This window comes from Micromonospora halophytica (assembly GCF_900090245.1).
Classification (GTDB): Bacteria; Actinomycetota; Actinomycetes; order Mycobacteriales; family Micromonosporaceae; genus Micromonospora; species Micromonospora halophytica.
In genome coordinates this window covers 25161-47656 of sequence record NZ_FMDN01000032.1, presented here as the reverse complement: position 1 = coordinate 47656, position 22496 = coordinate 25161, and the positions used below count along the sequence as shown (strand labels likewise).

Below are 22496 nucleotides of genomic sequence, written 5' to 3'. Positions count from 1 at the left end.
CTTACGCAGCAGAGTCGAGTTCATGATCGTGTTCATCAGGAAGCTCCTTCACGGGGGTCGACACACACACGCCGTGGGGGACGACATCGCGTGCGGGCACCTCGACAGGCGCTCAAACAGGGGGAAAGCCGATACCCGGACTCCACACAAACCCTGAGGAGGGGTTCACGGTCACGCAAGCCGGAGGGCTCGCGGCGCCGGGACCATGTGTAACGACCGGCGGGCCACCACCATTCCCGGCCCGGGCACATCCCCAGCCGGGCCTCGGTACCAGGCCTGGCAGCGGGGGCGCGCTGCTGCGGTCGTACAGAGAATGTAACCACCGGCGGCCCGCCACCATTCCGCCACCACGGTGCCGCCGGCCACAGGACCCCGCACACCAACCAGGCATGAACCCGACACCGACAAACCACAACCGCAGCCCACCTGAACCGGACACCCGACCCAGACCGCACACCCCCCACACCAGCTCGCGTGCGGTTGTCATCGCCCAGGCAGCAACAACCACACCCGACACCCGTCCGCCTGACCGAAGGCGGACACCCCCGCCCACGTACCCGAAACCGGCGAAACGGACGCCGCGCGCACGGACGGCGGTCGACATCGACGCGCGGCGGAGTGCGATCTTCTGCCGAGGGCAGATCCGCTGCCGGTGAACACGGGTGTCGCCACGGCCCGGGGCGGGACAGGCTGGGACGCATGAGACTCCTGGTACTCGGCGGTACGGGGTTCGTCGGCGGCGCGGTGGTGGCGGAGGCGGTACGACGGAACTGGTCGGTGACGGTGTTCAACCGCGGGCTGCACGGGGCCGCGCCCGAGGGCGTACACCGGTTACGGGGTGACCGGACGGCGCACGACGGCCTGGCGGCGCTCTCCGGCGGCGCGTGGGACCTGGTGGTCGACACCTGGGACGGCGCGCCGCGCGGCGTGCGGGATGCGGCCCGCGCGCTGGTCGACCGGGTCCGGCACTACGCCTACGTCTCCAGCGGCTCGGTCTACGCTCACCCGTTGCCGTCCGGCGCGGGGGAGGAGGCGCCGGTGGTGGACGCCGCCCCGGACGCCGACGACGGCGACTACCCGCACAACAAGGCGGGTGGGGAACGGGCGGCCGCGCAGGTGTTCGGCGACCGGGCGCTGCTGGTCCGGGCCGGGCTGATCCTCGGCCCGGGGGAGGACATCGGCCGGCTGCCCTGGTGGCTGCACCGCGTCGCCCGGGGCGGGGACGTGCTGGCACCGGGCCCGGCCGACCTGCCGGTGCAGTACGTCGACGTGCGGGACCTCGCGGCGTGGACGCTGGACCGGGCCGTCGCCGGCACCGGCGGGGCGTTCAACGTGATCAGCCGCCCCGGGCACACCACCATGGGTGAGCTGCTGGCCGCCGCCGTCGCGGTGACGGGAACGGACGCCCGGCTGCGCTGGACCGACCCGGAGCCGATCCTCGCCGCCGGGGTGGTGCCCTGGAACGACCTGCCCATCTGGGTGCCGCCGGGGCACGAGTACCGCTGGTTGCAGGAGCGCGGCGTCGACAAGGCGTACGCCGCGGGACTGACCTGCCGCCCGGTGGCGGAGACGGTCGCCGACACCTGGCGCTGGCTTCGCCGGGTGGGGTCGGCGCCGCAGCGGGCCGGCCGACCGGCGCGGGCACCGGTCGGGCTCGATCCCGAGCGGGAGGCGGCGCTGCTCGCCGCCCACCACGCGGCCTGATCCGGGCCGTGGTGCGCCGGTCCCGCGACGGACGGGGGCGCGGAACCGGCGCACCACGGCCTCAGCAGCCCCCACGGCCTCGGTGGCGCCAGCCGCGCGGTACCCCGGTCAGCTCGGCGTGGGCAGCCCCGTGGCCGGCGCGACGGACACCGGCAGATCCAGCACGTCGTCGATGTCGCGTCGGGGGGTGGCCACCCCCGGCTGGCCGTACCCGATCCGCATCACCATCTGCGGGGTGCCGAACCGCCCCAGCGACAACCGCAGGGCCTCCCGGGCGCCCGGCACCTCGATCGGCTGGGAGAGCATGGAGACGCTCAGCCCGGCGTCGGTCGCGGTGAGCAGCACCCGTTGCAGGGCCTGCCCGGCGAGGATCTGGTCGGTGGTGGTGTTGCCGGCCGAGCCGAGCACGGCGACCAGCGGCTCCGGCTCGAAGTCGCGGCCGGGGGCCCGGTTGCGTCCGCCGAAACCGCGCATCGGCAGCAGGTCCTGCGGTTCGCTCTGCGGGCCGCCGGCGGCGGCCGGCACCCCGTCGGGGGAGGGCTCACGGCGGATCCATTCGGCCCGTTCGTGCCGGTAGCCGGGGTCGCGTTCCAGCACGCGGTGGGCGCTGCGGGCGATCTCGGCGAAGGCGTTGACCGCGGTGGTGCCGATCACCAGCTCCAGCCAGCACTGCTCGGCACGGGCCGCCTCGCCGAGCCGCCACCGGGCTTCCGCCGGCACCGGGTCGGGCCAGAACGGCGCGCGGTTGCTGAACCGGCGGGGGATGGCCGCGTACAGGCTTCGCTCGGCCGGGGTCGGGGGCCGCGGTGCGTCGTCGGGCACGAGCCGGGCCATCACGTCCGGTTCCGCCGGGTACGGACGCAGCCGCAACTTGGCCGGCGTGCCGGCCACGGCGAGGGACAGTCGCAGGTTGAACAGCGCCGCCCCACACGCGATCCGCGCGCCCCAGCCGCTCGGGTCGGTGGCGGGCAGCCGTCGCGTCCGGTCGACCGACAGCTCGATCCCGCCGTCGCGGAGCCGCAGCCGCCACGGCTGCGTGTTGTGCAGGGAAGGTGCGCGGACAGCGTCCGCGGCGGCAGCCCGAAGCTGCGCGACGGTGTAGCCGGTGTCCATGGTGATGCTCCTTCCGTGGCGGTGGTGCCGCCCCCCGGTGGTTCCTCTCCACAGTCCGTCACCAGGGGGTACGCCGGGCAGGGCCGGAGGGCCCGACCGGCCGGGCACCCCTTCCCGCCGGGACGCGTCGAGGTAGGGACCTTCGGCCCGTGCATGAAGGACGCCCCGGCGGGTAGAAACGAGGGATGATCCGGGTGTTCCTCCTCGACGACCACGAGGTCGTCCGTCGTGGCCTTGCCGACCTGTTGCAGAGCAGCGGTGACATCGAAGTGGTCGGCGAGTCCGGCTCCGCGCAGGAGGCTGCCCGGCGCATCCCCGCGCTGCGGCCCGACGTGGCGATCCTCGACGCCCGGCTGCCCGACGGCAACGGCATCGACGTCTGCCGGGACGTCCGGGCCGTCGACTCCTCGATCAAGGGGCTGATCCTCACCTCGTACGAGGACGACGAGGCGCTCTTCGCCGCGATCATGGCGGGGGCGGCCGGGTACGTGCTCAAGCAGATCCGCGGCACCGACCTGGTGGACGCGGTGCGCCGGGTGGCCGCCGGCCAGTCGCTGCTCGACCCGGCGATCACCACCCGGGTGCTGGAGCGTATCCGCAGCGGCGTGGAGCAGCCGCGCGAGCTGAAGACGCTCACCGAGCAGGAGCGCCGCATCCTGGAGTACGTGGCCGAAGGGCTCACCAACCGGGAGATCGCCGGCAAGATGTTCCTGGCCGAGAAGACGGTGAAGAACTACGTCTCCAGCGTGCTGGCCAAGCTGGGCCTGGAGCGGCGTACCCAGGCGGCGGTGCTGGCCACCCGGCTGCTCGGCAAGAGTCACTGAGCGCCCGCCACCACTGATCGTCCGACGCGCCGGGGGACACCCCCCGGCGCGTCGCCGTGCTCAGTCGCGCAGCGGCACGCACCAGAACAGCTCGGTGCCGTGCGGCTCGACCGGGCGTACCTCGAACTCGCCGCCGTGCCGCTCGGCGCGCTCGCGCAGGTTGACCAGCCCACCCCGGGCGGCGGCCGGATCGCAGCCCACACCGTCGTCGCTGACCGTCACCGCGACCCGACCGCCCTCCACCCGGACGGCGACGGCGACCCGGCTCGCCTCGGCGTGCCGCACGGCGTTGGAGAGCGCCTCGCGCAGCACGGCCGCCAGGTCGGGGCGGACCGACTCGGGCACCGCGCTGTCGATCGGCCCGTCCAGGTCCAGCGTGGGGCGGAAGCCCAGCGACTCGGCGGCCACGTCGACCGCCTCCCGGATCTCGGTGCGCAGCGCCGCGCTCATCGGGGTACGCAGCTCGAAGATGGTGCGGCGGATGTCCCGGATGGTGGCGTCGAGGTCGTCGACGGCCGCGTTGATCCGCTTGGCGATCTCGGGGCGGACGTTCATCGGCGCGGCGCTCTGCAGTTGCAGCCCGGTGGCGAAGAGCCGCTGGATGACCACGTCGTGCAGGTCCCGGGCGATCCGCTCGCGGTCCTCCAGGACGACCAGCAGCTCCCGTTCCTCCTGGCCCCGGGCCCGCTCCATGGCCAGCGCCGCCTGGCCGGCGAAGCTGCCCAGCAGTTTCACGTCGTCGTCGGACGCCCGGGTGGCGTCCGGACGGTGGGCGATCACCAGCACACCGTGCAGGGTGTCCGCCGCGGCGAGCGGGGACACCACGGCCGGCCCGGCCACCACCGGTGTCGGCCACGGGGCGGACTGCACCAGGTTCTCCACCAGCTCGTGACGGCGTTCGGTGACCGAGCCGGCGAAGGTGGTCTCGGCGGCCGGCAGCACCGCGCCGACCAACGCCCGGGCGGCACCGTCGGCGTCGTCGACCACCTCGACGGTGAACTGGCCGGCGTCCTCGTCGTAGAGCAGCACCAGGGCCAGCTCCGCCTCGGCGACCTCCCGCGCCCGACGGGCCACCAGGGTCAGCGCGTCGGTGCGGCGGACCTCGCCCAGCAGCACCGAGGTGATCTCGGCGGTGGCGGCGAGCCAGCGCTCCCGCCGGTGGGCCAGGGCGTACAGGCGGGCGTTCTCGATGGCCACGCCGGCCGCGGCGGCGAGCGCGACGACGATCTCCTCGTCGTCCTCGGTGAACTCGGGGGCACCCTGCTTCTCGGCGAGGTAGAGGTTGCCGAAGACCTGGTCGCGGATGCGGACCGGGACACCGAGGAAGCTGTGCATCGGCGGGTGGTTCGGCGGGAAACCGTACGACTTCGGATGCTGGGTGATGTCCGGCATGCGGACCGGGCGCGGGTCGTCGATGAGCAGGCCGAGCACGCCCCGCCCGTGCGGCAGGTCGCCGATCTTCGCGTGCAGCTCCGGGTCGATGCCGTGGATGATGAAGTCGTGCAGCATGCGGTCCGGCCCGATCACGCCGAGCGCGCCGTACCTGGCGCCGACCAGATCGCAGGCCGACTGCACGATCCGTTGCAGGGTGCTGCGCAGGTCGAGGTCCGACCCGATGCCCACCACCGCGTCGAGCAGGGCGCGCAGCCGCTCCCGGCTGGTCACCACCTCGCCGACCCGGTCCAGCATCTCCTGGAGCAGTTCGTCGAGGCGGACCCGCGACAGCGGGCTCAGGCCCAGCGACGGGGAGGTGTGCTCGTTGCGAGGATTCGGTGCGGCCACCGGGCGATGTTACCGCCCGGTGACCGACCAACACGACATCGTCAGGACCGCTGCTCGCGCACCGCTGTGGTATCCACCACCTGCTCGACCGGCAGCCGCGGCGTGTGCGGCGGCCCCGCGTGCGCCGGATCGGCGATCCCCAGCCGCAGCACGATGTACGGGTGGCCCATCCCGCTGAGCAGCTGACGCAACGTCTGCCGGGTGCCCGCCACCTCCACCACGCCCGACAGCGGCACCACGGAGACGCCGAGCCGGGTGGCGGTCAGCCAGAGCCCGGAGAGCGCCTCGCCGGCGCGCAGCCAGCTGTCCGGCTCGTCCTCGTCGCCGTAGAGCAGCGCGTACACGGCGGCCTTGTCGTGGCCGGGGCCCACCGGCAGGGTGCCGGTGCGACCGAAGTCACGGCCGGGCACGGTGGTCTGCGCCTGCTGCTCGGGCAGCACCTCCGCCGGCAGGCCGGTGCCGGTGCCGGCCCGGTTGGTCCAATAGAGCAGTTCCTCGCGCAGCTGCGGGTCCTCGGCCTCGACCGCCCCGGCGTGCCCGGCCGCGGCGGCCAGCTCCATCACCTGGCCGGAGTCGAGGATCTGCAGGTTCGCGCCCTCGTCGGCGGCGGCCCGGGCGATCTCACCGAGCGCACTGGTGGAGACCGGTTCGTCGCTGACCGGGCGCCGGTCGGTGTGCCGGACCTGCATGCACTGCACCATGCGCATGGCGTCCGGTTCGGCGCCGGCGTGGGCCAGCCCGGTCAACCGGGCCAGCAGGTCCGGCTGCGCCGGGTCGGGCAGCCGCTCCACCACCGCCGTCCAGCCCTCCGCGGCCAGCGCGAGCCGGGCGTGGTGCAGCGCCGCGCCACAGCTGAGCGCGAGCAGCCGGCCCTCCGGGTCGGTGGCGGTCAGCTGGCGGTCCCGGACCACCCGCAGCTCCAGGGCGTCGGGCAGGACCCGCCACCGCCACGGCTGCGTGTTGTGCACCGACGGGGCGTAGCCGGCGGTCGCGGCGGCCTCCGCGAGCGCGGTGGTCAGCGGGCGGTCCTGTCCCGGCGTCTCGTGGCTCATCGTCACGACCTTTCCGTTTCTCCCCATCGTGCCCCAGCCCGGCAGTGCCGTGGGCGGGGTTGCGGCTGCATCCTGCGTGATGCCCGGATCCGTCGCAGAGTACGCAGCGGGACCGCCGTCGGATGTGTCGGCCCGCCCGTTTCCTCCGGATCGCTCCGTCCCGGCCGGCATCCCTGCGACGATCCCCAGGTGGGGGCCGATTCGCGCGGGTGCGTACCGGAGAAGCCGGTCGCGCGGCGCCGGGTGGACTGGCGTGAGTGGGCGCCGCTGACCCTGCTCACCCTGGCGGTGCTCGCCGGCGCCGCGCTCCGCTTCGCCGGTCTGCGGGGGGCCGCCGACCTGGTCTGGGCCGGGGTGACCCTGGTGGCGCTGCTGCCGGCCGCCTGGGCGGTGCTGCGTCAGCTGGTACGCCGGCAGTTCGGCGTGGACGTGATCGCCGTGCTGGCCCTGGTCGGCGCGCTGCTGGTCCGGGAGTACCTGGCCGGTGCGGTGATCGCCGTCATGGTCGCCACCGGCCGGGCGCTGGAGGAGTACGCCCAGCGGCGGGCGACGCGCGACCTGCGGGCACTGCTGGAACGGGCGCCCCGGCAGGCACGCCGGCGCACCCCCGGCGGGGGCATCGAGGTGGTCCCGCTGGACCGGGTCGCGGTCTCCGACCGGCTGCTGGTCGGCCCCGGCGACGTCACGCCGGTCGACGGCATCCTGGAGGACGCGGCGACCCTCGACGAGTCGGTGGTCACCGGCGAGTCGCAACTCATCCAGCGGTCGGCGGGGGAGCAGGTGGCCAGCGGCGTGGTCAACGCGGGGGCGGCCGTCGGGCTGCGCGCCACCCGCAGCGCCGCGCAGAGCACGTACGCGGGCATCGTCCGGCTGGCCGAGGAGGCGACCGCGCGCAAGGCCCCGATGGTCCGCCTCGCCGACCGGTACGCGGCGGCGTTCGTGCCGTTCACCCTGGTGCTGGCCGGTGCGGCGTGGCTGTGGTCCGGGCAGTTCGTCCGGGCGGTCGCGGTGCTGGTGGTGGCCACCCCCTGCCCGCTGCTGCTGGCCACCCCGATCGCGATCGTCTCCGGGCTGTCCCGGGTGGCCCGGCGCGGGGTGCTGGTCCGTGACGGCGGGTCGCTGGAACTGCTCGGCCGCGCCCGTACCCTGCTGGTGGACAAGACCGGCACGCTCACCGCCGGCCGGCCCCGGGCCGCCGAGACGGTCGTCGCCCCCGGCGGCGATCGGGACGAGGTGCTGCGGCTGGCCGCCTCGGTCGAACAGCTGTCCCCGCACGTGCTGGCCGCCGCGCTGGTCCGCCAGGCCCGGGAGCGGGGCCTGCCGCTGGCCGAGCCGACCGAGGTGACCGAGGAGCCCGGCCGGGGGGTCACCGGGCGGGTGGACGGGCGGCTGGTGAAGGTCGGCCAGCTCGCCGGGGAGCCGCCGCAGTGGGCGATGTCGGCCCGTGAGCGTGCCGAGATCGCCGGCCGGTCCACGGTCTGGGTGAGCGACGAGCGTGGCCCGCTCGGCGCGATCCTGCTGGAGGACCCGGTACGTCCCGACGCCCGTCGCACCGTCCGCCGGCTGCGCGAGGCGGGGCTGACCCGCCTGGTGATGCTCACCGGGGACCGGCCCCGCACGGCCGAGCAGGTGGCCCAGGCGGTCGGGGTGGACGAGGCGTTGGCGCAGTGCTCGCCGGAGGGGAAGGTGGCCCGGGTCCGCCAGGAGTCGGCGCGGGCGGTGACGGTGATGGTGGGCGACGGGGTGAACGACGCCCCGGCGCTCGCCGCGGCGCATGTGGGCGTGGCGATGGGCGCGACCGGGGCGACCGCCTCGGCGGACGTGGCCGACGCGGTGCTCACCGTCGACCGGCTGGACCGGCTCGCCGACGCCGTGGAGATCGCCCGGTACGCCCGCCGCATCGCGGTGCAGAGCGCCACGGTCGGGATGGGGCTGGCGGTGGCGGCGATGCTGGTCGCCGCGGCCGGCCGGTTGCCCCCGGTGGGCGGGGCGTTCCTCCAGGAGGGCATCGACGTGCTGGTGATCCTCAACGCGCTGCGAGCCCTGGGCGGTGGGCTGCGCCGCCGCGACGTCCCGCCGGCCACCCGCGCGCTGCTCGACCGGTACGCCGGCGAGCACACCGGGGTACGCGACGTGCTGGCCGGGCTGCGCGACACCGCCGATCTGGTGGCCACCCGCCCGGACGCCCCGCAGTGCCTGCCGGCGCTGCGCGCGACGCACCGGCGGCTGACCGGCGAGGTGTTGCCGCACGAGTCGGCCGAGGAACGCGAGCTCTACCCGGCCCTGGCCGGGCCGCTGGGCAGCGCCGAGGCAACGTCCACGATGAGCCGGGGGCATCTGGAGATCCGCCGGCTGGTGGACCGGATCGGCGCTCACCTGGCCCAGGCCGGTGCCGGGCCGCTGCGCCGCGACCAGGTGCCGGACCTGCTCGCCGCCCTCTACGGACTGGACGCGGTGCTGCGCCTGCACCTGGCCCAGGAGGAGGAGGACTACTTCACCCTCAGTCCCGCCGCCCCCGGCGAGGGCGACCGCCGCTGAGGGGACCCCGACCCGCCCAGGCGGATCATCTACTCCACGGCGGCCGGCGGCTGACCCATCGGGCGCTTGATCGATACCGTGGCGCCGATGTGGCGGGGTCCCAGCCGCCACGACCCCGCCACATCGGCGCCACGGCGTGGACCATCGGGGCGGATACGGCCGTGCCCGGCCCCGACGACAGCGGGACCGGGCATGGCGGTGACGGTTCAGCGTTCCCGGGCCACCGCGACCGGGCAGTGCGCGTGCTGGATGAGCTGCTGGCTGACCGAGCCGAGCAGCATGCCGCGCAGCCCGCCCCGGCCCCGGCTGCCCACCACCACGAGCTGGGCGTCCCGGCTCGCCTCGACCAGCGTCGCCGCCGGGTTGCCGGGCCGCACGTCGACCTCGACCACCACGTCCGGGAAGGTCTGCCGCCACCGGCTCAGCATCTCCTCGACGGCGGCCCGTTCCTCGTCGGTGGTGGCCCGCTCGTCGTGGTCCGACGGCCGCCACCGCTCACCCGGCGGATCGAAGACCCGGACGACCCGCAGCGGCACCTCCCGCTGCGCGGCGCGTTCCACCGCGAAGCCGAGCGCCGCCTGGGACGACTCGGAGCCGTCGACGCCCACCACCACCGGCCCCGTTGCGTCGGCCTGCCCGTCGCGGACCACCACCACCGGGCAGTGCGCGTGGGCGGTCACCGAGACGGCGGTGGAGCCGGCGAGCAGGCCGCCGAAGCCGCCGTGGCCCCGACTGCCCAGCACCAGCAGCCCCGCGTCGGCGGAACGCTCCTGGAGCAGCAGGGCCGGCGGGCCGTCGAGGACGTCCCCGTGCACGGTCACGTCCGGCCGCTCGGCGGCGGCGTCCGCCGCCGCCTTGCGGACCAGTTCCTCGACCTGCCGGCGGGCGGTCTCGTCGGGCCAGATCCCCGGGGCCACCCCCGGACCGATCCAGCCGGCCACGGTCAGCCACTCGAAGACGTACGTCAGGCGGACCGGTCGGCCGCTGCGCTGCGCCTCGTCCAGCGCCCAGTTCAGCGCCAGGGTGGCGTCGGTCGAACCGTCGTAGCCGACCAGGATCTCGTCTGCGCTCACCGCGCCCACCTCCTCTCGATCGGTCACTGCTCGCCGCGCAGCGCCTGGTCCGTCTCCCGGATCCAGCGCCACTCGGCGACCCGGGGGTCGTCCTCGCCGTACCGGCGGGTGTGGTCGCGGCAGGCCTGCCGGGCGTCGACCATCTCCTGACGCAGGTGGGCGGCGCGCGAGGCGAGCCCGGGAACCCGGTCGATCACGTCGATGACCAGGTGGAACCGGTCCAGGTCGTTGAGCATCACCATGTCGAACGGCGTGGTGGTGGTGCCCTCCTCCTTGTACCCGCGTACGTGCAGGTTGTCGTGGTTGGCCCGGCGGTAGGTGAGCCGGTGGATCAGCCACGGGTAGCCGTGGTACGCGAAGATGATCGGCTTGTCGCGGGTGAAGATGGTGTCGAACTCGTTGTCCGGCAGGCCGTGCGGGTGCTCCGACGGCGGCTGCAGGCGCATCAGGTCGACCACGTTGACCACCCGCACCTTCAGCTCGGGCAGGTGCTGGCGGAGCAGTTCGGCCGCAGCGAGGGTCTCCAGGGTCGGCACGTCGCCGGCGCAGGCGAGCACCACGTCCGGCTCGGCGCCCTCGTCGGTGCTGGCCCAGTCCCAGATGCCCAGGCCGCGCCGGCAGTGCTGGACCGCCTCGTCCATGCTCAGCCAGTTCGGCGCCGGCTGCTTGCCGGCGACCACCACGTTGATGTAGTGCCGGCTGCGCAGGCAGTGGTCCATGGTGGAGAGCAGGGTGTTGGCGTCCGGCGGCAGGTAGACCCGCACCACTTCGGCCTTCTTGTTGACCACGTGGTCGATGAAGCCCGGGTCCTGGTGCGAGAAGCCGTTGTGGTCCTGCCGCCACACGTGGCTGGAGAGCAGGTAGTTCAGCGAGGCGACCGGCTCCCGCCAGGGGATGCCCCGGGTCACCTTCAGCCACTTGGCGTGCTGGTTGACCATCGAGTCGACGATGTGGATGAACGCCTCGTAGCTGGTGAAGATGCCGTGCCGGCCGGTGAGCAGGTAGCCCTCCAGCCAGCCCTCGCAGAGGTGCTCCGAGAGCACCTCCATCACCCGGCCGTCGGCGGAGAGGTGGTCGTCGCCCTCGACGGTGTCGGCCACGAACGCCCGGTCGGTGACCTCGAAGGCGGCGCCGAGCCGGTTGGAGGCGACCTCGTCCGGGCCGAACAGGCGGAACGTCTGCGGGTTGCGGCTGATGACGTCCCGGACCCAGGTGCCGAGCACACCGGTGGCGCCGACCGCCGGCTCGCCCGGCTTCTTGACGTCGACCGCGTAGTCGCGGAAGTCCGGCAGGTCCAGGTCGCGCAGCAGCCGCCCGCCGTTGGCGACCGGGTTGGCGCTCATCCGCCGGTCACCGGTGGGCGGTAGTGCGGCCAGGTCGCCGACCGGCGCGCCGGTGGCGTCGAAGAGTTCCTCCGGCCGGTAGCTGCGCAGCCAGCGCTCCAGCTCGGCCAGGTGCTCCGGGTTCTTCCGAACCTCGGAGATCGGCACCTGGTGGGCCCGGTACGTCCCCTCGACCTGCTTGCCGTCGACCCGCGCGGGGCCGGTCCAGCCCTTCGGCGTACGCAGGATGATCATCGGCCAGCGGGGACGTTCGACGGTGCCGCCGGAGCGGGCCCGGCGCTGGATCTCGGCGATCTCGTCGCAGGCCCGGTCGAGGGTGGCCGCCAGCGTCTGGTGCACCTTCGTCGGGTCGTCGCCCTCGACGATGTAGGGCTGGTGCCCGTAGCCGCGCATCAGGTCGAGCAGGTCCTCGGTGGAGATCCGGTCCAGCACCGTCGGGTTGGCGATCTTGTAGCCGTTGAGGTGCAGGATCGGCAGCACCGCGCCGTCGCGGGCCGGGTTGAGGAAGACGTTGGACAGCCAGCTGCCGGCCAGCGGGCCGGTCTCGGCCTCGCCGTCGCCGATGACGCAGGCGACCAGCAGGTCGGGGTTGTCGAACGCGGCGCCGTACGCGTGGCTGAGCGCGTACCCCAGCTCGCCGCCCTCGTGGATCGAACCCGGCACCTCCGGCGCCACATGGCTCGGGATGCCGCCGGGGAAGGAGAACTGCCGGAACAGCCGCTGCATGCCGGTCTCGTCGCGGCTCACCGAGTGGTACAGCTCGCTGTACGTGCCCTCCAGCCAGGTGTTCGCCACCAGGGCCGGGCCGCCGTGGCCGGGGCCGGTGACGAAGATCGCCGAGAGGTCGCGGTTGACGATGATCCGGTTGAGGTGGGTGTAGAGCAGGTTGAGCCCGGGGCTGGTGCCCCAGTGGCCGAGCAGCCGGGGCTTGACGTGCTCGGGCTTCAGCGGCTCACGCAGCAGCGGGTTGTCCAGCAGGTAGATCTGGCCGACGGTGAGGTAGTTGGCCGCCCGCCAGTAGGCGTCCAGCCGGCGCAGCTCGTCTTCGGTCAGTGGGCCGTGCAGGTCGAGAGCGGTGTCCATGCTGCAATAGCCTCTCGCGGGTCGCGGAATTCTGCACCCGGAAGCCTGATTTCGTCTCCGGGCATCCCCAGCTTTGCCCAGTCGGGCGAAGTGGATCAGGGCCGTTGGTCCCGGTACGCGGGGGCGTCACGTCCCGTCCTGCGCCGCCTCGGTCAATCCACGGACGACGATGACCGGGGACGGCGCATGGTAGAGCAGGGTCTGGCTCACCGCGCCCAGCATCCCGCGCCACGGCTCGTCCCCCCGGGCCCCCACCACGGCGACCTGCGCGGACCGGGACTGTTCCACCAGGACGGTGCCCGGGTCGCCGCGTACGGTGTGGCACTCGGTGGGGAGCGTGGGGTGACCCCGGCCGGCCCGGGCCACCGCCTCGGCGAGCACCTCCTCGCCGACGTCGGGGCGTCCCGGCTCGACCACCCGCACCGCGATCAGCCGGGCCTGTCGCCGGAACGCGCAGTCGAAGGCGAAGCCGAGGGCGGTCAGGGCGCTCTCCGACCCGTCCACCCCGACCAGCACCGGCCCGCTCGGCGGCGGCTCACGTCGGGCCACCAGCACCGGACAGCCGGCCCTGGCGGCGAGCTGGACGGCCGGGGAGTCGGCCGGCACGCAGCCCTCGCAGCCGGCCATGCCGCCGTCGCCGATGGCCACCATGAACGCCGTCTCGGAGCGGCGTACCAGCGTCTCGACCGGGGAGCCCTCGACGATCTCGGCGCTGACCGACACTCCCGGCTCGACCTCGTTGGCGATCTCCGCGGCCCGGGCGATCAGCTCCTCGGCCTGGGCCCGGGGGCCGACTACCGAGGGCGCCTGGAGAGCGGCCTCCCAGTTGAAGGCGTGCAGCAGGGCCAGGTCGCGGCCGTGCGCGGCGGCCTCCCGCGCGGCCAGCCGGACGACCTGCATGCCCTGCGCGGACGGGCCGACGCCGGCCACCACCGGCGTGCCGGCGGATCCGGTCATCCGGCTCACCTCCCGGGCGTCCCGCAGGGCACGGCCACGCCGTCCCCACCGACGCTAGTCCGGCCACCGGGCGGGCGGGCCGGGATCGCCACACCCGACCGCCGGCCCGGCGCGAAGCGGCCTGCCGTCCTGCCGAGGGGTGTGGATGTGCTGGCCGCGAGCGTCACCGAGTGTGATGGGAGGTCGGTGCGCCACCCGGCCAGGGCGGGGTGGTCGGTGAGGCCGAGCTGCCGGGTGCGGGGTGGGTCGACGGTCCTGGTCCGCGAGGTGGCGCGGGCAGCCGCCAGCGGCAGGGGAAGGCGCGGGTACCGGAGGTCAGGAGGCGGGGTGGACGTGCAGGACGGCAGCGGTGGCGTTGTCGTCGCCGCCTTCGGCGAGGGTGGCCGCGAGCAGGGCGCGGACCGCCTGCGCCGGGTCCGGCTCGGTGAGCAGCTCCCGCAGTCGGTGATAGTCGAGCTGGTCACTCACTCCGTCGGTGCAGAGCAGCCAGGTCTCTCCGGGGCGCAGCGGGACCGCCAGCAGGTCCGCCTCGGGCTTGTCCGGGTGGCCGACGTAGCGCAGGAGCTGGTAGCGGGCCCGGGCCGCCTCCGGGGAGTTCGCCGGCCACCAGCCGTGCAGCAACCCCAGCCAGGCCATGGTGTGGTCGACGGTCACCAGCTCCAGGACGCCGTCGCGCAGCCGGTACGCCCGCGAGTCGCCGAGCTGGACGACCCAGCCCTGCTCACCGTCCGGCTCGGCGAGCAGGGCGGTCAGCGTGCAGCCGGTCAGCTCGGCCAGTCCCGCGCCGGCCCGGCGTACCCGGATCTGCGCCTCGGCCACCGCGCCGCGCAGCTCACGCGCCCCGACGGCCGGCCAACCGGCGCGGACCTGTTCGACCAGGGTCGTCGTAGCGGTGGTGCCGGCGGTCCGGCTGCCCTCGCCGTCGCCCATGCCGTCGGCGACCACCACGAGCGGCAGCTCCGGATCGAGGTGCAGCACGTCGAAGTTGGCCCGGTAACGGTTGCCGACCACGGTGCCGCCGGCGAGTTCCAGGCAGAGTCGGCCCATGGTCAGCCGGCGCGTGGCCTCGACGGGCGGAGCGGTGGGGCGGCGACGGAACACCTGCGGACGGTAACACCGGCGGGGCCACGCGCCGGGCGTCCGCCGATCGTGTCGGCGGACGCCCGGCGGCCGTCGGCTCGCTGACCGGGAAGGCATCGGCGGCGGCCGTCGGCTCGCTGACCGGCCAGAGTTGCTGCACACTTGCGCCGTGGATGGTGGAGACGACAAGCGCCCGGTGACCGCTGACGACCGCGCGCCGGGCTCGGCGGTGGTGGTGAATCCCACCAAGGTGACCGATCTCGACGAGTTCCGCCGGACGGTGAACGACGCCCTGTCCGCCGCCGGCTGGCCGGAGCCGGTCTGGTACGAGACCACGGCCGACGACCCGGGGCGGGGGCAGACCGAGGAGGCCGTCCGCAACGGGGCCCAGGTCGTCTTCGCCTGCGGCGGCGACGGCACCGTGATGGCCTGCGTGAGCGGGCTGGTCGGCACCGACGCGGAACTGGCCGTGCTGCCCCAGGGCACCGGCAACCTGCTCGCCGCCAACCTGGGCCTCTCCAACGACCTGGCCGCCGGGCTGGAGGTCGCCGTCGAGCGCGGAATGCGCCGGCTCGACGTCGGCGCGGTCGGTGACCAGTACTTCGCCGTGATGGCCGGCATGGGCTTCGACGCCCAGATGCTCCAGGACACCTCCGAGACCACCAAGGCGCGGATCGGCTGGCCGGCGTACGTCGTCGGGGCCGCCAAGCACCTGCGGGACCGACCGATGCGGGTCACCGTCGCCATCGACGACAAGCCACCGCTGCGCCGCCGCGCCCGTACGGTGCTGATCGCCAACGTCGGCCGGCTCCAGGGCGGGGTACGCCTGCTCACCGACGCCGAGCCGGACGACGGCTGGCTCGACGTGGCCGTGCTCACCCCCCGTACCCTGCGGCACTGGCTCGCGATGGGGTGGGCGCTGGTGCGCCGCCGTGGCAGCGTGCCCCGGATGGAGGTCTTCCGGGCCCGCCGGGTGGAGATCACCAGTAACCGGGCCCAGCCCCGGCAGCTCGACGGCGACCTGATCGAGCCGGGGCGCTCGCTCAGGGCCGAGATCAGGCCCGGATCGCTCTGGCTCTGCGTGCCGCGACCCGAGCGGGCCCCGGACCTCGCGGTGGACGCCGACGCGGCGGCGAAGCGCGGCGAGAAGCTGATCGGAAAAGCGCGCCGTGAGTAGCACCAAACTCGTCCCCGAGACCCGGCTGATGTCGGAGGAGGAACTCTCCGCCGACGACGCCTGGCACACCCTGCGTCGCCACGGCGGCTGGTGCCTGCTGCGCGACGCGTTCATCCGGTTCCGCTACGGCGACGGGTTCAGCCACTCCCGGGCCTTCGCGTTGCAGCTCTGCCTCGCCGTGGTGCCCTTCATGATCGCGCTGACCGGCCTGATCACCGAGCTGGGTGTCGAGGAGGGCGGCCAGGTCGTCGCGGACACCGTGCTGGCCCTCACCCCCGGTCAGAGCGAGGAGGTGGTCCGCGAGCTGCTCGGTGAGGGGGACCGCGTCGAGCGGGCGGGTGAGGTGGCGCTGAGCCTCGGTCTGCTCACCGGACTGGTCGCGCTCACCACCACGATGGCCCAGATCGAACGCGGTGCCAACCGGATCTACGGGGTGGAGCGGGACCGGCCGGCGCTGTGGAAGTACGTCCGGGCCGCGGTCCTCGCCATGGCCGCCGGCCTGCCGGCGCTGGCCGGCTTTCTCATCCTGGTCGGCGGTGGGGCGATGGGCGACTCCGTCGAGCGGCACTACGAGTGGGGCGACCTCGCCGCCGGCGCCTGGGACGTCGTCCGCTGGCCGTTGAGCCTCGGGCTGACCGTGCTCGCCGTGGCGGTGATCTTCCGGCACGCGCCCCGACGCAACCAGCCCGGCCTGTCCTGGCTCTTCTTCGGCGCGGGCATCGCCACCGCCCTGTGGTGGCTGGCCAGCCTGCTGCTCGCCGGGTACGTGAAGTTCGGCGGCGGGTTCGGCCAGACCTACGGCGCGCTGACCGGCATGATGGCCCTGCTGCTCTGGGCGAACCTGACCGGCATGGCGCTCTTCGGCGGCCTCTCCTTCGCGGCCCAGCTGGAGGCGATGCGGATCGGGGTGCGGGAGCCGGCCCAACCCGACCTCTGGGAGCCGGAGGCCGAGCGGGAGGGGCTCCACGACACCGGTGACATGACGTCGCTCTGACCCGGCGCGCGGCACCCGGCGTGTACGCGCAACGCCGATCGGGTACAGCGCCTCGCCAGGAGCGGAGGGAGGCTGCCGTGAGCGCGGTCAAAGAGGTGTTGCGACGACCCCTCGGTCATTTCACCGAGCGGACGCTCGCCGGTCTGGCGCTGGTGCTCGGCACCGGAGTCGGCTTCGGTCTGCTGCTCGTGCTGGTCCGGGTCCGGTGGACCCCGCTCTACGACGTCGACCACGGTGTCGCCGCCTGGCTCAACGACCTGATCGCCCCGCACGGGCCGCTGGTCACCGTGCTCAACGCCCTCACCGACCTGGGCGGCCGGGCGGTGATCATCTGGTTGGTCTCGGTCGCCGTGATCGGCCTGCTGATCCGCCGGCAGGGCCGCCTCGCGGTCTTCCTGATCGTCACCGGCCTCGGCGCGCTGATCCTCGACCCGGCGCTCAAGACCCTGGTCGACCGGTTGCGCCCCGAGGTGGAGGTGCCGATCGGCGCGTACGCCGGGAACAGCTTCCCCAGCGGGCACGCCCTCGGTTCCTTCGTCGCGTACGGTGCGCTGCTGCTGGTCTTCCTGCCGGCGATGTCCCGCCGTTGGCGCAAGCCGGCGATCGCCCTGGTCGGCACGCTCGTGTTCCTGATCGGGCTGACCCGCATCGCGCTGGGCGTGCACTTCGTCTCCGACGTGCTCGGGGCCTGGCTGCTGGGCGCGGCCTGGCTCGGCGTCACCGGGTACGCCTTCCGGTTGTGGCGGGTGGAGCGCGGCCGGCGGGTCCCGTCGCTGACCGAAGGGCTGGAGCCGGAGGCCGCGCACGAGGTGGCGCCCGCCCCCGACGAGGCGCACCTGCTGCCGCATCCCCGGGCCGCCGTCTTCGAGCTGCTGGTCGGCTGGGTGCTGGTGCTCGGCGTGCTGTACGGCTTCGGCATGTTCGTCAGCTACCACGCCGGCGGCACCTTCTTCGCCACCCTCGACACCGACGTGCCGCGCTGGTTCGCCGAGCACCGCACCCCGGGCCGGGACGACGTCAGCTACTGGTGGAGCAAGGCCGGCGACACCCACGCCATCCTGCTCATCTCGCTGGTCTTCTGCCCGCTGGTGCTCGCGGTGTGGCGGCGCTGGCGTCCGGTGCTCTTCGTGGCGCTGGCCATGTTCGGTGAGCTGAGCCTCTTCCTCGCCTCCGCCGCGGCGGTGGACCGGCCGCGCCCGCCGGTGGGCAACCTCGACGGGCCGATGCCGACCTCGTCGTTCCCGTCCGGGCACATCGCCGCCACGATCTGCGTCTGGCTCGCCGTCACGCTGATCGTCTTCCCGCGTACCGACCGGTGGTGGCGGTGGATCTTCGTGGCACTCGCGGTGATCATGCCGGTCGGGGTGGCGGTCTCCCGGATGTACCGGGGCATGCACCACCCGACCGACTTCATGGGCGCGATCCTGCTCAGCGCGCTCTGGATCGGACTGCTCTACTGGGTGGTCCGACCCAATGAGGACCTGCGCGAGGGCAATCGGCCGGCCATCGAGTCCGAACAGATCGGCGAGCTGGACGACGAGCTGGCCAAGGCCGGCCGGGTGGACTGACGGGTCGACCGTGCTGCGGGTGATGACCTGGAACATCAGGACCGGCGGTCGGGACCGGGGCGGGGCCGACCGGCTGGGCCTGGTGACCGGCGTGGTCGCCGCCGAGCACCCCGACCTGCTGGCGGTGCAGGAGCTGCGGGACTTCGACCGGGATGGGCTGCTCGCCGACGTCGCGGACCGGGTGGGGATGCGTCCCCACCTGGCCCGCTCCTGCTTCGGGCAGCCCGTCGCCGTGCTGGTCCGCCCGTCGCTGCGGGTGCGGTACGCCGGGCGGGTGCGCCGCCCCTTCCACCACGCCGCTGCCCGCGTCGTCGTGGACACCTCGGCCGGACCGCTGACCGTGTTCAGCACCCACCTGAGTCCGTACTCGGGCGGCCGGCGGCGGATGGAGGCCGACTGGTTGGCGGCGGCCGTCCGGCGTACCGGTGGGGAGTTGACGCTGCTCGCCGGTGACCTGAACACCCTCGACCCGGCCGTCGACCACACCGCCCGGCTGGCCGGCCTGTCGGCGCACCACCGCCGCCGGCACCTGCGCCGCGACGGCCGTACCGTGGACACCCGTGCGGTGTCCCGGCTGCGGGCGGCCGGCCTGGTCGACCTCTGGCCGCTGCGTGCCGGCGCCGCCCCCGACGCTGCCGGGCTGACCGTGCCGACCCGGCACGGCGGGGCGGAGTTCTCCGGGATGCGGCTGGACTACCTGCTCGGCACCGCGCGGGTCGCCACCCTCACCCGGCAGGTGCGGGTGGTCCGTGGCGGGGACGCCGACCATGCCTCCGACCACTACCCGGTCGTCGCGGAGCTGGAGCTGGACCCGGCCTGAGCCGGCCACCGGCGTCGACCGTGCTCGCGGCCCCCGGCGTCGTGACGACGTGACCCGTGCCCGGGCCGCCGCGCCGCGGACCGGGCAACCGTTCCCGCCGCCGGGCGGCATCGCTACGGTGACAGGGCCGGCAACGCGGGGAGGCGCCGATGCGGTACCAGGAGTTCGATCCGGCACGACGGTCGTTCCGGGTGGGCTGGTTGCCGGAAGGGCTGAGCCACCGGACGTGGTCGGGTGGGCGGGACGCGCACTGCCTGGTCGCCCTCGCGCCGCTGCGCCGGTCCACCGGTCCGGTGCCGCGCCTGACAGCGGACGAGCCGGTGGCCGGGAGCCGGGTGGTGACCGTACAGCTCGGCCCCACCGCCGAGGAGGCGTCGATCCGCTGGCGGGGCGGCCGGACGGCCCGGGTGCACGGTCTGCCGGCCGTCCTGCGGTCCAGCGTCGACGGTCGGCATACCGCGCTCCGCTGGGAACCCGTCGCCGGGGTCGGGGCGACGGTCATGGCCACCGGGCTGTCCGCCGCCGATGCCGCGCTGCTCCGGGTCGCCGAAGGGCTGGTGTGGACGGACGAACCGCTCCGGGTGCCCGTCCGGCCCGTTCCGCCGCCGCTGGACGCGCCGTTGCACCGCACGCTGGTCGAGCGGCGCGACGGGCGATGGCACCGGGTCCTGTTCGGCCACCGCGTGCCCGGCTCGGCCCTGCCGTACGAGGACCTGACCGTCGGGGTGGTCCGGGACGACGACCCGCAGGGACCGGGCACCACCACGGTCGCCGGCCGTGCGGCCCGGGCGGCGACCGGGCTCGGGGCGTTCCGGGTGGCCGGGGCGGGGCTGGGCGTCGCCGCCGAGGTCGTGGCCGTCACCTTCCGGGGGCTGGCCGCGCTCGGCGGCCCCGACGGGGCGCTGGCTCTCGCCGCCGCCGTCCGGCTGGTCGACGGCCACGAGGACGAGTCCGGCTGGTCGCCCGTACGCAGCGTGCAACCGTTCCCGCCCCGCCGGTATCCGTAAGGCCGGCAACCGGAAGGCGGGGTGGCCGATGCCGGCCGACCGGCTCAGAGCACCAGGTTGAGCAGGACGGTCAGCACCACCGAGGCGAGGATCGAGAAGAGGATCATCAGGAGGCAGCCGAGGCCGCCGCCGGCGGGCCGGATCTCCGTGTTGCCGATGCGCATGGGTTCACCTTGTCAGGGGCGGGGCGAGCAGGGTGCGGATCGCGTCGGCCACCTCACGGGGCGCGGTGGTCGCGACGTTGTGCGCGGCGCCCGGCACGGCCAACGGGCGGGCGTGGGGGACCAGCCGGGCCACCTGGGAGCGCCAGGCCGGTGGTACGACAGGGTCCCGGGAGCCGGTCACCACGAGGGTCGGCGCGGTGACCCGGACCAGGTCCTCCTCGATCGGGTTGTGGACCGAGTGGGCGAGGGTGGCGTACACCCGCCAGGGGCGGGCGTCCCACACGTCGCGCAGCAGGATCGGCGCCTGCAACGGCGCTTCCCGCACGGTGTCGACCAGCCAGCGGCCGAACAGCCCGTGGCGGGTCCGGGCGGCCGGGTCGCTGGTCGGGCCGGCGAGCACCAGGGCACGTACCGCGTCGGGCCGGCGGGCGGCCAGCGCGGCGGCGACCTCCGCGCCGAACGAGTGGCCGACCAGGCAGACCGGCGGCAGCCGGTACGCGGCCAGCCATGCTGCCAGGAACGCGGCGTGCTGCCGGGCGTCGTACGCCCGACCGGGCCGTTCGGTCAGCCCGAAGCCGGGCAGGTCTGGCACGTACACCGGATGGGTGGCCGACAGCGTGACGGCCAGCGGGGTGAGGTAGCGGTGCGAGACGGCCAGCCCGTGCACCAGCACCACCGGGGGAGTGTCGCCGCCCGGGTCGGCCGCCCGGCGGGTGTGCGCGCGCAGCCCGTCGACCAGCCGCCACTCGCTGGTCAGGCCGGCGGCGGGCCGGGGCGCGGCCAGGGCGAGCCGCAGCTCGGGGGCCCCGAAGCGTCCCGGCCCGCTCGGTCGGGCCCCGGACCGCCCCGGCACGGTCGGTCTCACAGCTCGCGCAGTCGGGGCAGCAGTTCCTCCTGCGCCCAGTCCAGGAACATCGGTTGGGTGTCGCCGCCCACCTGCACGATCGCCACATGGGTGAAGCCCGCGTCGACGAACTTCTTGAACGCCTCGACATGGGCGTCCAGGTCCGGGCCGCAGGAGATGCCCTCGGCGACGTCCTCCTCGCGTACGTACCGGGTGGCGGCGGTGAACGCCTCCGGCCCGGGCAGATCGGCGTTGACCTTCCAGCCCATCCCGAACCAGCGGAACTGGTCGTGCACGATCTTGCGGCACTCGGCTTCGTCCGGGCCGTAGCAGATGGCGACCTGGCCGTAGCGGGGCTGACCGACGCCGCCCGCGTCGTCGTAGAGCTGGATGATCCGGGGGTCCGGCTCGGTGGCGACGATGCCGTCGGCGTGCTCGGCGGCGAGCGCGGCCGACGACGGCCCGGAGGCGGCGACGGCCATCGGCACGGGCCGATCGGGCCGGTCCCAGACGTACGCCTCCGGCACGTCGTAGTGGTTGCCGGAGAAGCTGAGTGTCTCGCCGCCCAGCAGTGGCCGGATGATCTGCAACGCCTCCTCGAACATCTCGTGCCGCTGTTGTACGTGCGGCCACGCGCCGACGACGTGCTCGTTGAGGTTCTCCCCGGCGCCCAGGCCGAGGGTGAACCGGCCGTCGGAGAGCGCCCCGACGGTGCTGGCCTTCTGCGCGACGACGGCCGGGTGGTAGCGGCGGATGGGGCAGGTCACGAAGGACATCAGCTCGGCCCGGCTGGTGGCGTGCGCGACCGCGCCGAGCACCGACCAGGCGTACGGGGAGTGGCCCTGCGAATCCAGCCACGGGTAGTAGTGGTCGGAGATGACCAGCTGGTCGAAACCGGCCGCCTCCGCCCGCACCGCGTAGTCGACCAGCTGCTTCGGACCGGCCTGCTCGCACATCAGGGTGTAGCCGACGCTGACCATCCTGGTTTCTCCTTCCGCCCGGCGATCGTCACCGGATACCCCGGCCGGCGGTGGCCAACCCTGCTGTCCGGTTCGCGCGCCCCGCTGCCAACACACCGCTCGCCAGGTGCGGATCCTTGACGGGGACGCAGGCCCGGTCTAGGGTCCCGCTTAACCGGTTCAGGCCGGCGGCGTCACATCCTGTGGTGGGGATGACCGCCCCTGTGGCGGCCCACGGTCGGCGTGGGCCGCCGCAGGTCGACCCGGTGAACAGGTCACGAACTTAACCGGTTGCTTTCCTCGAAACATCGTCCTACGCTGATCCCTGCGCGACCGGGGAGTCGGGCGGCGGCTGCCGGGCTACAGTCGTCCGCCACCGTCACCACCACTCACCCCACCAGGGCACGGGGTCGA

General features: G+C 74.3%; 17 protein-coding genes. 8 read left to right on the top strand and 9 right to left on the bottom strand.

Features of this window, described 5'->3' with window-relative positions; genetic code table 11:
- The first annotated feature begins 699 nt into the window (after positions 1-699).
- Positions 700-1704: an NAD-dependent epimerase/dehydratase family protein gene (locus tag GA0070560_RS26445; protein WP_091302612.1), complete on the top strand. Its 1005-nt coding sequence runs from the start codon at positions 700-702 to the stop codon at positions 1702-1704.
- A gap of 108 nt (positions 1705-1812) precedes the next feature.
- Here the strand turns inward: GA0070560_RS26445 and GA0070560_RS26440 are convergent, their stop codons facing one another.
- Positions 1813-2817, bottom strand: a complete 1005-nt coding sequence (locus GA0070560_RS26440; protein ID WP_091302610.1) for an Acg family FMN-binding oxidoreductase — start codon at positions 2815-2817, stop codon at positions 1813-1815.
- A gap of 185 nt (positions 2818-3002) precedes the next feature.
- On the opposite strand from GA0070560_RS26440, the gene GA0070560_RS26435 reads away from it, so the two are divergent.
- Entirely contained in the window at positions 3003-3641 is a 639-nt protein-coding gene (locus GA0070560_RS26435; protein WP_091302608.1) for a response regulator, read from the top strand.
- Positions 3642-3701: 60 nt separating this feature from the next.
- Here GA0070560_RS26435 and GA0070560_RS26430 read toward each other — a convergent pair whose 3' ends face one another.
- Entirely contained in the window at positions 3702-5375 is a 1674-nt protein-coding gene (locus GA0070560_RS26430) for a GAF domain-containing sensor histidine kinase (protein ID WP_091302629.1), read from the bottom strand.
- Positions 5376-5464: 89 nt separating this feature from the next.
- On the bottom strand, positions 5465-6475 hold the full coding sequence (locus tag GA0070560_RS26425) for an Acg family FMN-binding oxidoreductase (protein WP_091302606.1): 1011 nt from the start codon (positions 6473-6475) through the stop codon (positions 5465-5467).
- A 189-nt stretch (positions 6476-6664) separates the two neighbouring features.
- Between GA0070560_RS26425 and GA0070560_RS26420 the strand changes: the two genes are divergently transcribed.
- Positions 6665-9013: a heavy metal translocating P-type ATPase gene (locus GA0070560_RS26420; protein WP_091302604.1), complete on the top strand. Its 2349-nt coding sequence runs from the start codon at positions 6665-6667 to the stop codon at positions 9011-9013.
- A gap of 206 nt (positions 9014-9219) precedes the next feature.
- Here GA0070560_RS26420 and GA0070560_RS26415 read toward each other — a convergent pair whose 3' ends face one another.
- The 4 genes from GA0070560_RS26415 to GA0070560_RS26400 form a co-directional block, all read right to left on the bottom strand.
- A complete protein-coding gene (locus GA0070560_RS26415; RefSeq protein ID WP_091302627.1) occupies positions 9220-10086 on the bottom strand; it encodes a universal stress protein in 867 nt (288 codons plus the stop codon).
- A 23-nt stretch (positions 10087-10109) separates the two neighbouring features.
- Positions 10110-12512 carry a phosphoketolase family protein gene (locus GA0070560_RS26410; RefSeq protein WP_091302602.1) on the bottom strand — a complete coding sequence of 801 codons (2403 nt, stop codon included), beginning with the start codon at positions 12510-12512 and terminating at the stop codon, positions 10110-10112.
- A gap of 126 nt (positions 12513-12638) precedes the next feature.
- Positions 12639-13469: a universal stress protein gene (locus GA0070560_RS26405; RefSeq protein WP_091302600.1), complete on the bottom strand. Its 831-nt coding sequence runs from the start codon at positions 13467-13469 to the stop codon at positions 12639-12641.
- A gap of 315 nt (positions 13470-13784) precedes the next feature.
- Positions 13785-14570, bottom strand: coding sequence for a PP2C family protein-serine/threonine phosphatase (locus GA0070560_RS26400; protein WP_091302597.1), 786 nt, complete (start codon positions 14568-14570; stop codon positions 13785-13787).
- A 148-nt stretch (positions 14571-14718) separates the two neighbouring features.
- On the opposite strand from GA0070560_RS26400, the gene GA0070560_RS26395 reads away from it, so the two are divergent.
- The 5 genes from GA0070560_RS26395 (at position 14719) to GA0070560_RS26375 (ending at position 20115) form a co-directional block, all read left to right on the top strand.
- Entirely contained in the window at positions 14719-15726 is a 1008-nt protein-coding gene (locus tag GA0070560_RS26395) for a diacylglycerol/lipid kinase family protein (protein WP_091302595.1), read from the top strand.
- Positions 15719-16720 carry a YihY/virulence factor BrkB family protein gene (locus GA0070560_RS26390; RefSeq protein WP_091302593.1) on the top strand — a complete coding sequence of 334 codons (1002 nt, stop codon included), beginning with the start codon at positions 15719-15721 and terminating at the stop codon, positions 16718-16720. Before GA0070560_RS26395 ends, GA0070560_RS26390 begins: the two co-directional genes overlap by 8 nt.
- A 77-nt stretch (positions 16721-16797) precedes the next feature.
- Positions 16798-18288, top strand: a complete 1491-nt coding sequence (locus GA0070560_RS26385) for a phosphatase PAP2 family protein (protein WP_091302591.1) — start codon at positions 16798-16800, stop codon at positions 18286-18288.
- Positions 18289-18298: 10 nt separating this feature from the next.
- A complete protein-coding gene (locus GA0070560_RS26380) occupies positions 18299-19108 on the top strand; it encodes an endonuclease/exonuclease/phosphatase family protein (protein ID WP_091302589.1) in 810 nt (269 codons plus the stop codon).
- A 149-nt stretch (positions 19109-19257) separates the two neighbouring features.
- Positions 19258-20115 carry a hypothetical protein gene (locus GA0070560_RS26375; RefSeq protein ID WP_091302587.1) on the top strand — a complete coding sequence of 286 codons (858 nt, stop codon included), beginning with the start codon at positions 19258-19260 and terminating at the stop codon, positions 20113-20115.
- Positions 20116-20283: 168 nt separating this feature from the next.
- Here the strand turns inward: GA0070560_RS26375 and GA0070560_RS26370 are convergent, their stop codons facing one another.
- Both GA0070560_RS26370 and GA0070560_RS26365 read right to left on the bottom strand, forming a co-directional pair.
- On the bottom strand, positions 20284-21132 hold the full coding sequence (locus GA0070560_RS26370; RefSeq protein ID WP_091302622.1) for an alpha/beta fold hydrolase: 849 nt from the start codon (positions 21130-21132) through the stop codon (positions 20284-20286).
- Between the two features lie 8 nt (positions 21133-21140).
- The gene (locus GA0070560_RS26365) at positions 21141-22103 is read right to left on the bottom strand and encodes a TIGR03557 family F420-dependent LLM class oxidoreductase (RefSeq protein WP_091302586.1); all 963 of its coding nucleotides are present in this window, start codon (positions 22101-22103) and stop codon (positions 21141-21143) included.
- Positions 22104-22496: the final 393 nt, after the last annotated feature.

Coding starts and splice junctions, on each gene's coding strand:
- GA0070560_RS26365 (WP_091302586.1), bottom strand. CDS start 22,103: ATGGTCAGCGTCGGCTACACCCTGATGTGCGAGCAGGCCGGTCCGAAG.
- GA0070560_RS26425 (WP_091302606.1), bottom strand. CDS start 6,475: ATGAGCCACGAGACGCCGGGACAGGACCGCCCGCTGACCACCGCGCTC.
- GA0070560_RS26445 (WP_091302612.1), top strand. CDS start 700: ATGAGACTCCTGGTACTCGGCGGTACGGGGTTCGTCGGCGGCGCGGTG.
- GA0070560_RS26375 (WP_091302587.1), top strand. CDS start 19,258: ATGCGGTACCAGGAGTTCGATCCGGCACGACGGTCGTTCCGGGTGGGC.
- GA0070560_RS26405 (WP_091302600.1), bottom strand. CDS start 13,469: ATGACCGGATCCGCCGGCACGCCGGTGGTGGCCGGCGTCGGCCCGTCC.
- GA0070560_RS26435 (WP_091302608.1), top strand. CDS start 3,003: ATGATCCGGGTGTTCCTCCTCGACGACCACGAGGTCGTCCGTCGTGGC.
- GA0070560_RS26410 (WP_091302602.1), bottom strand. CDS start 12,512: ATGGACACCGCTCTCGACCTGCACGGCCCACTGACCGAAGACGAGCTG.
- GA0070560_RS26440 (WP_091302610.1), bottom strand. CDS start 2,817: ATGGACACCGGCTACACCGTCGCGCAGCTTCGGGCTGCCGCCGCGGAC.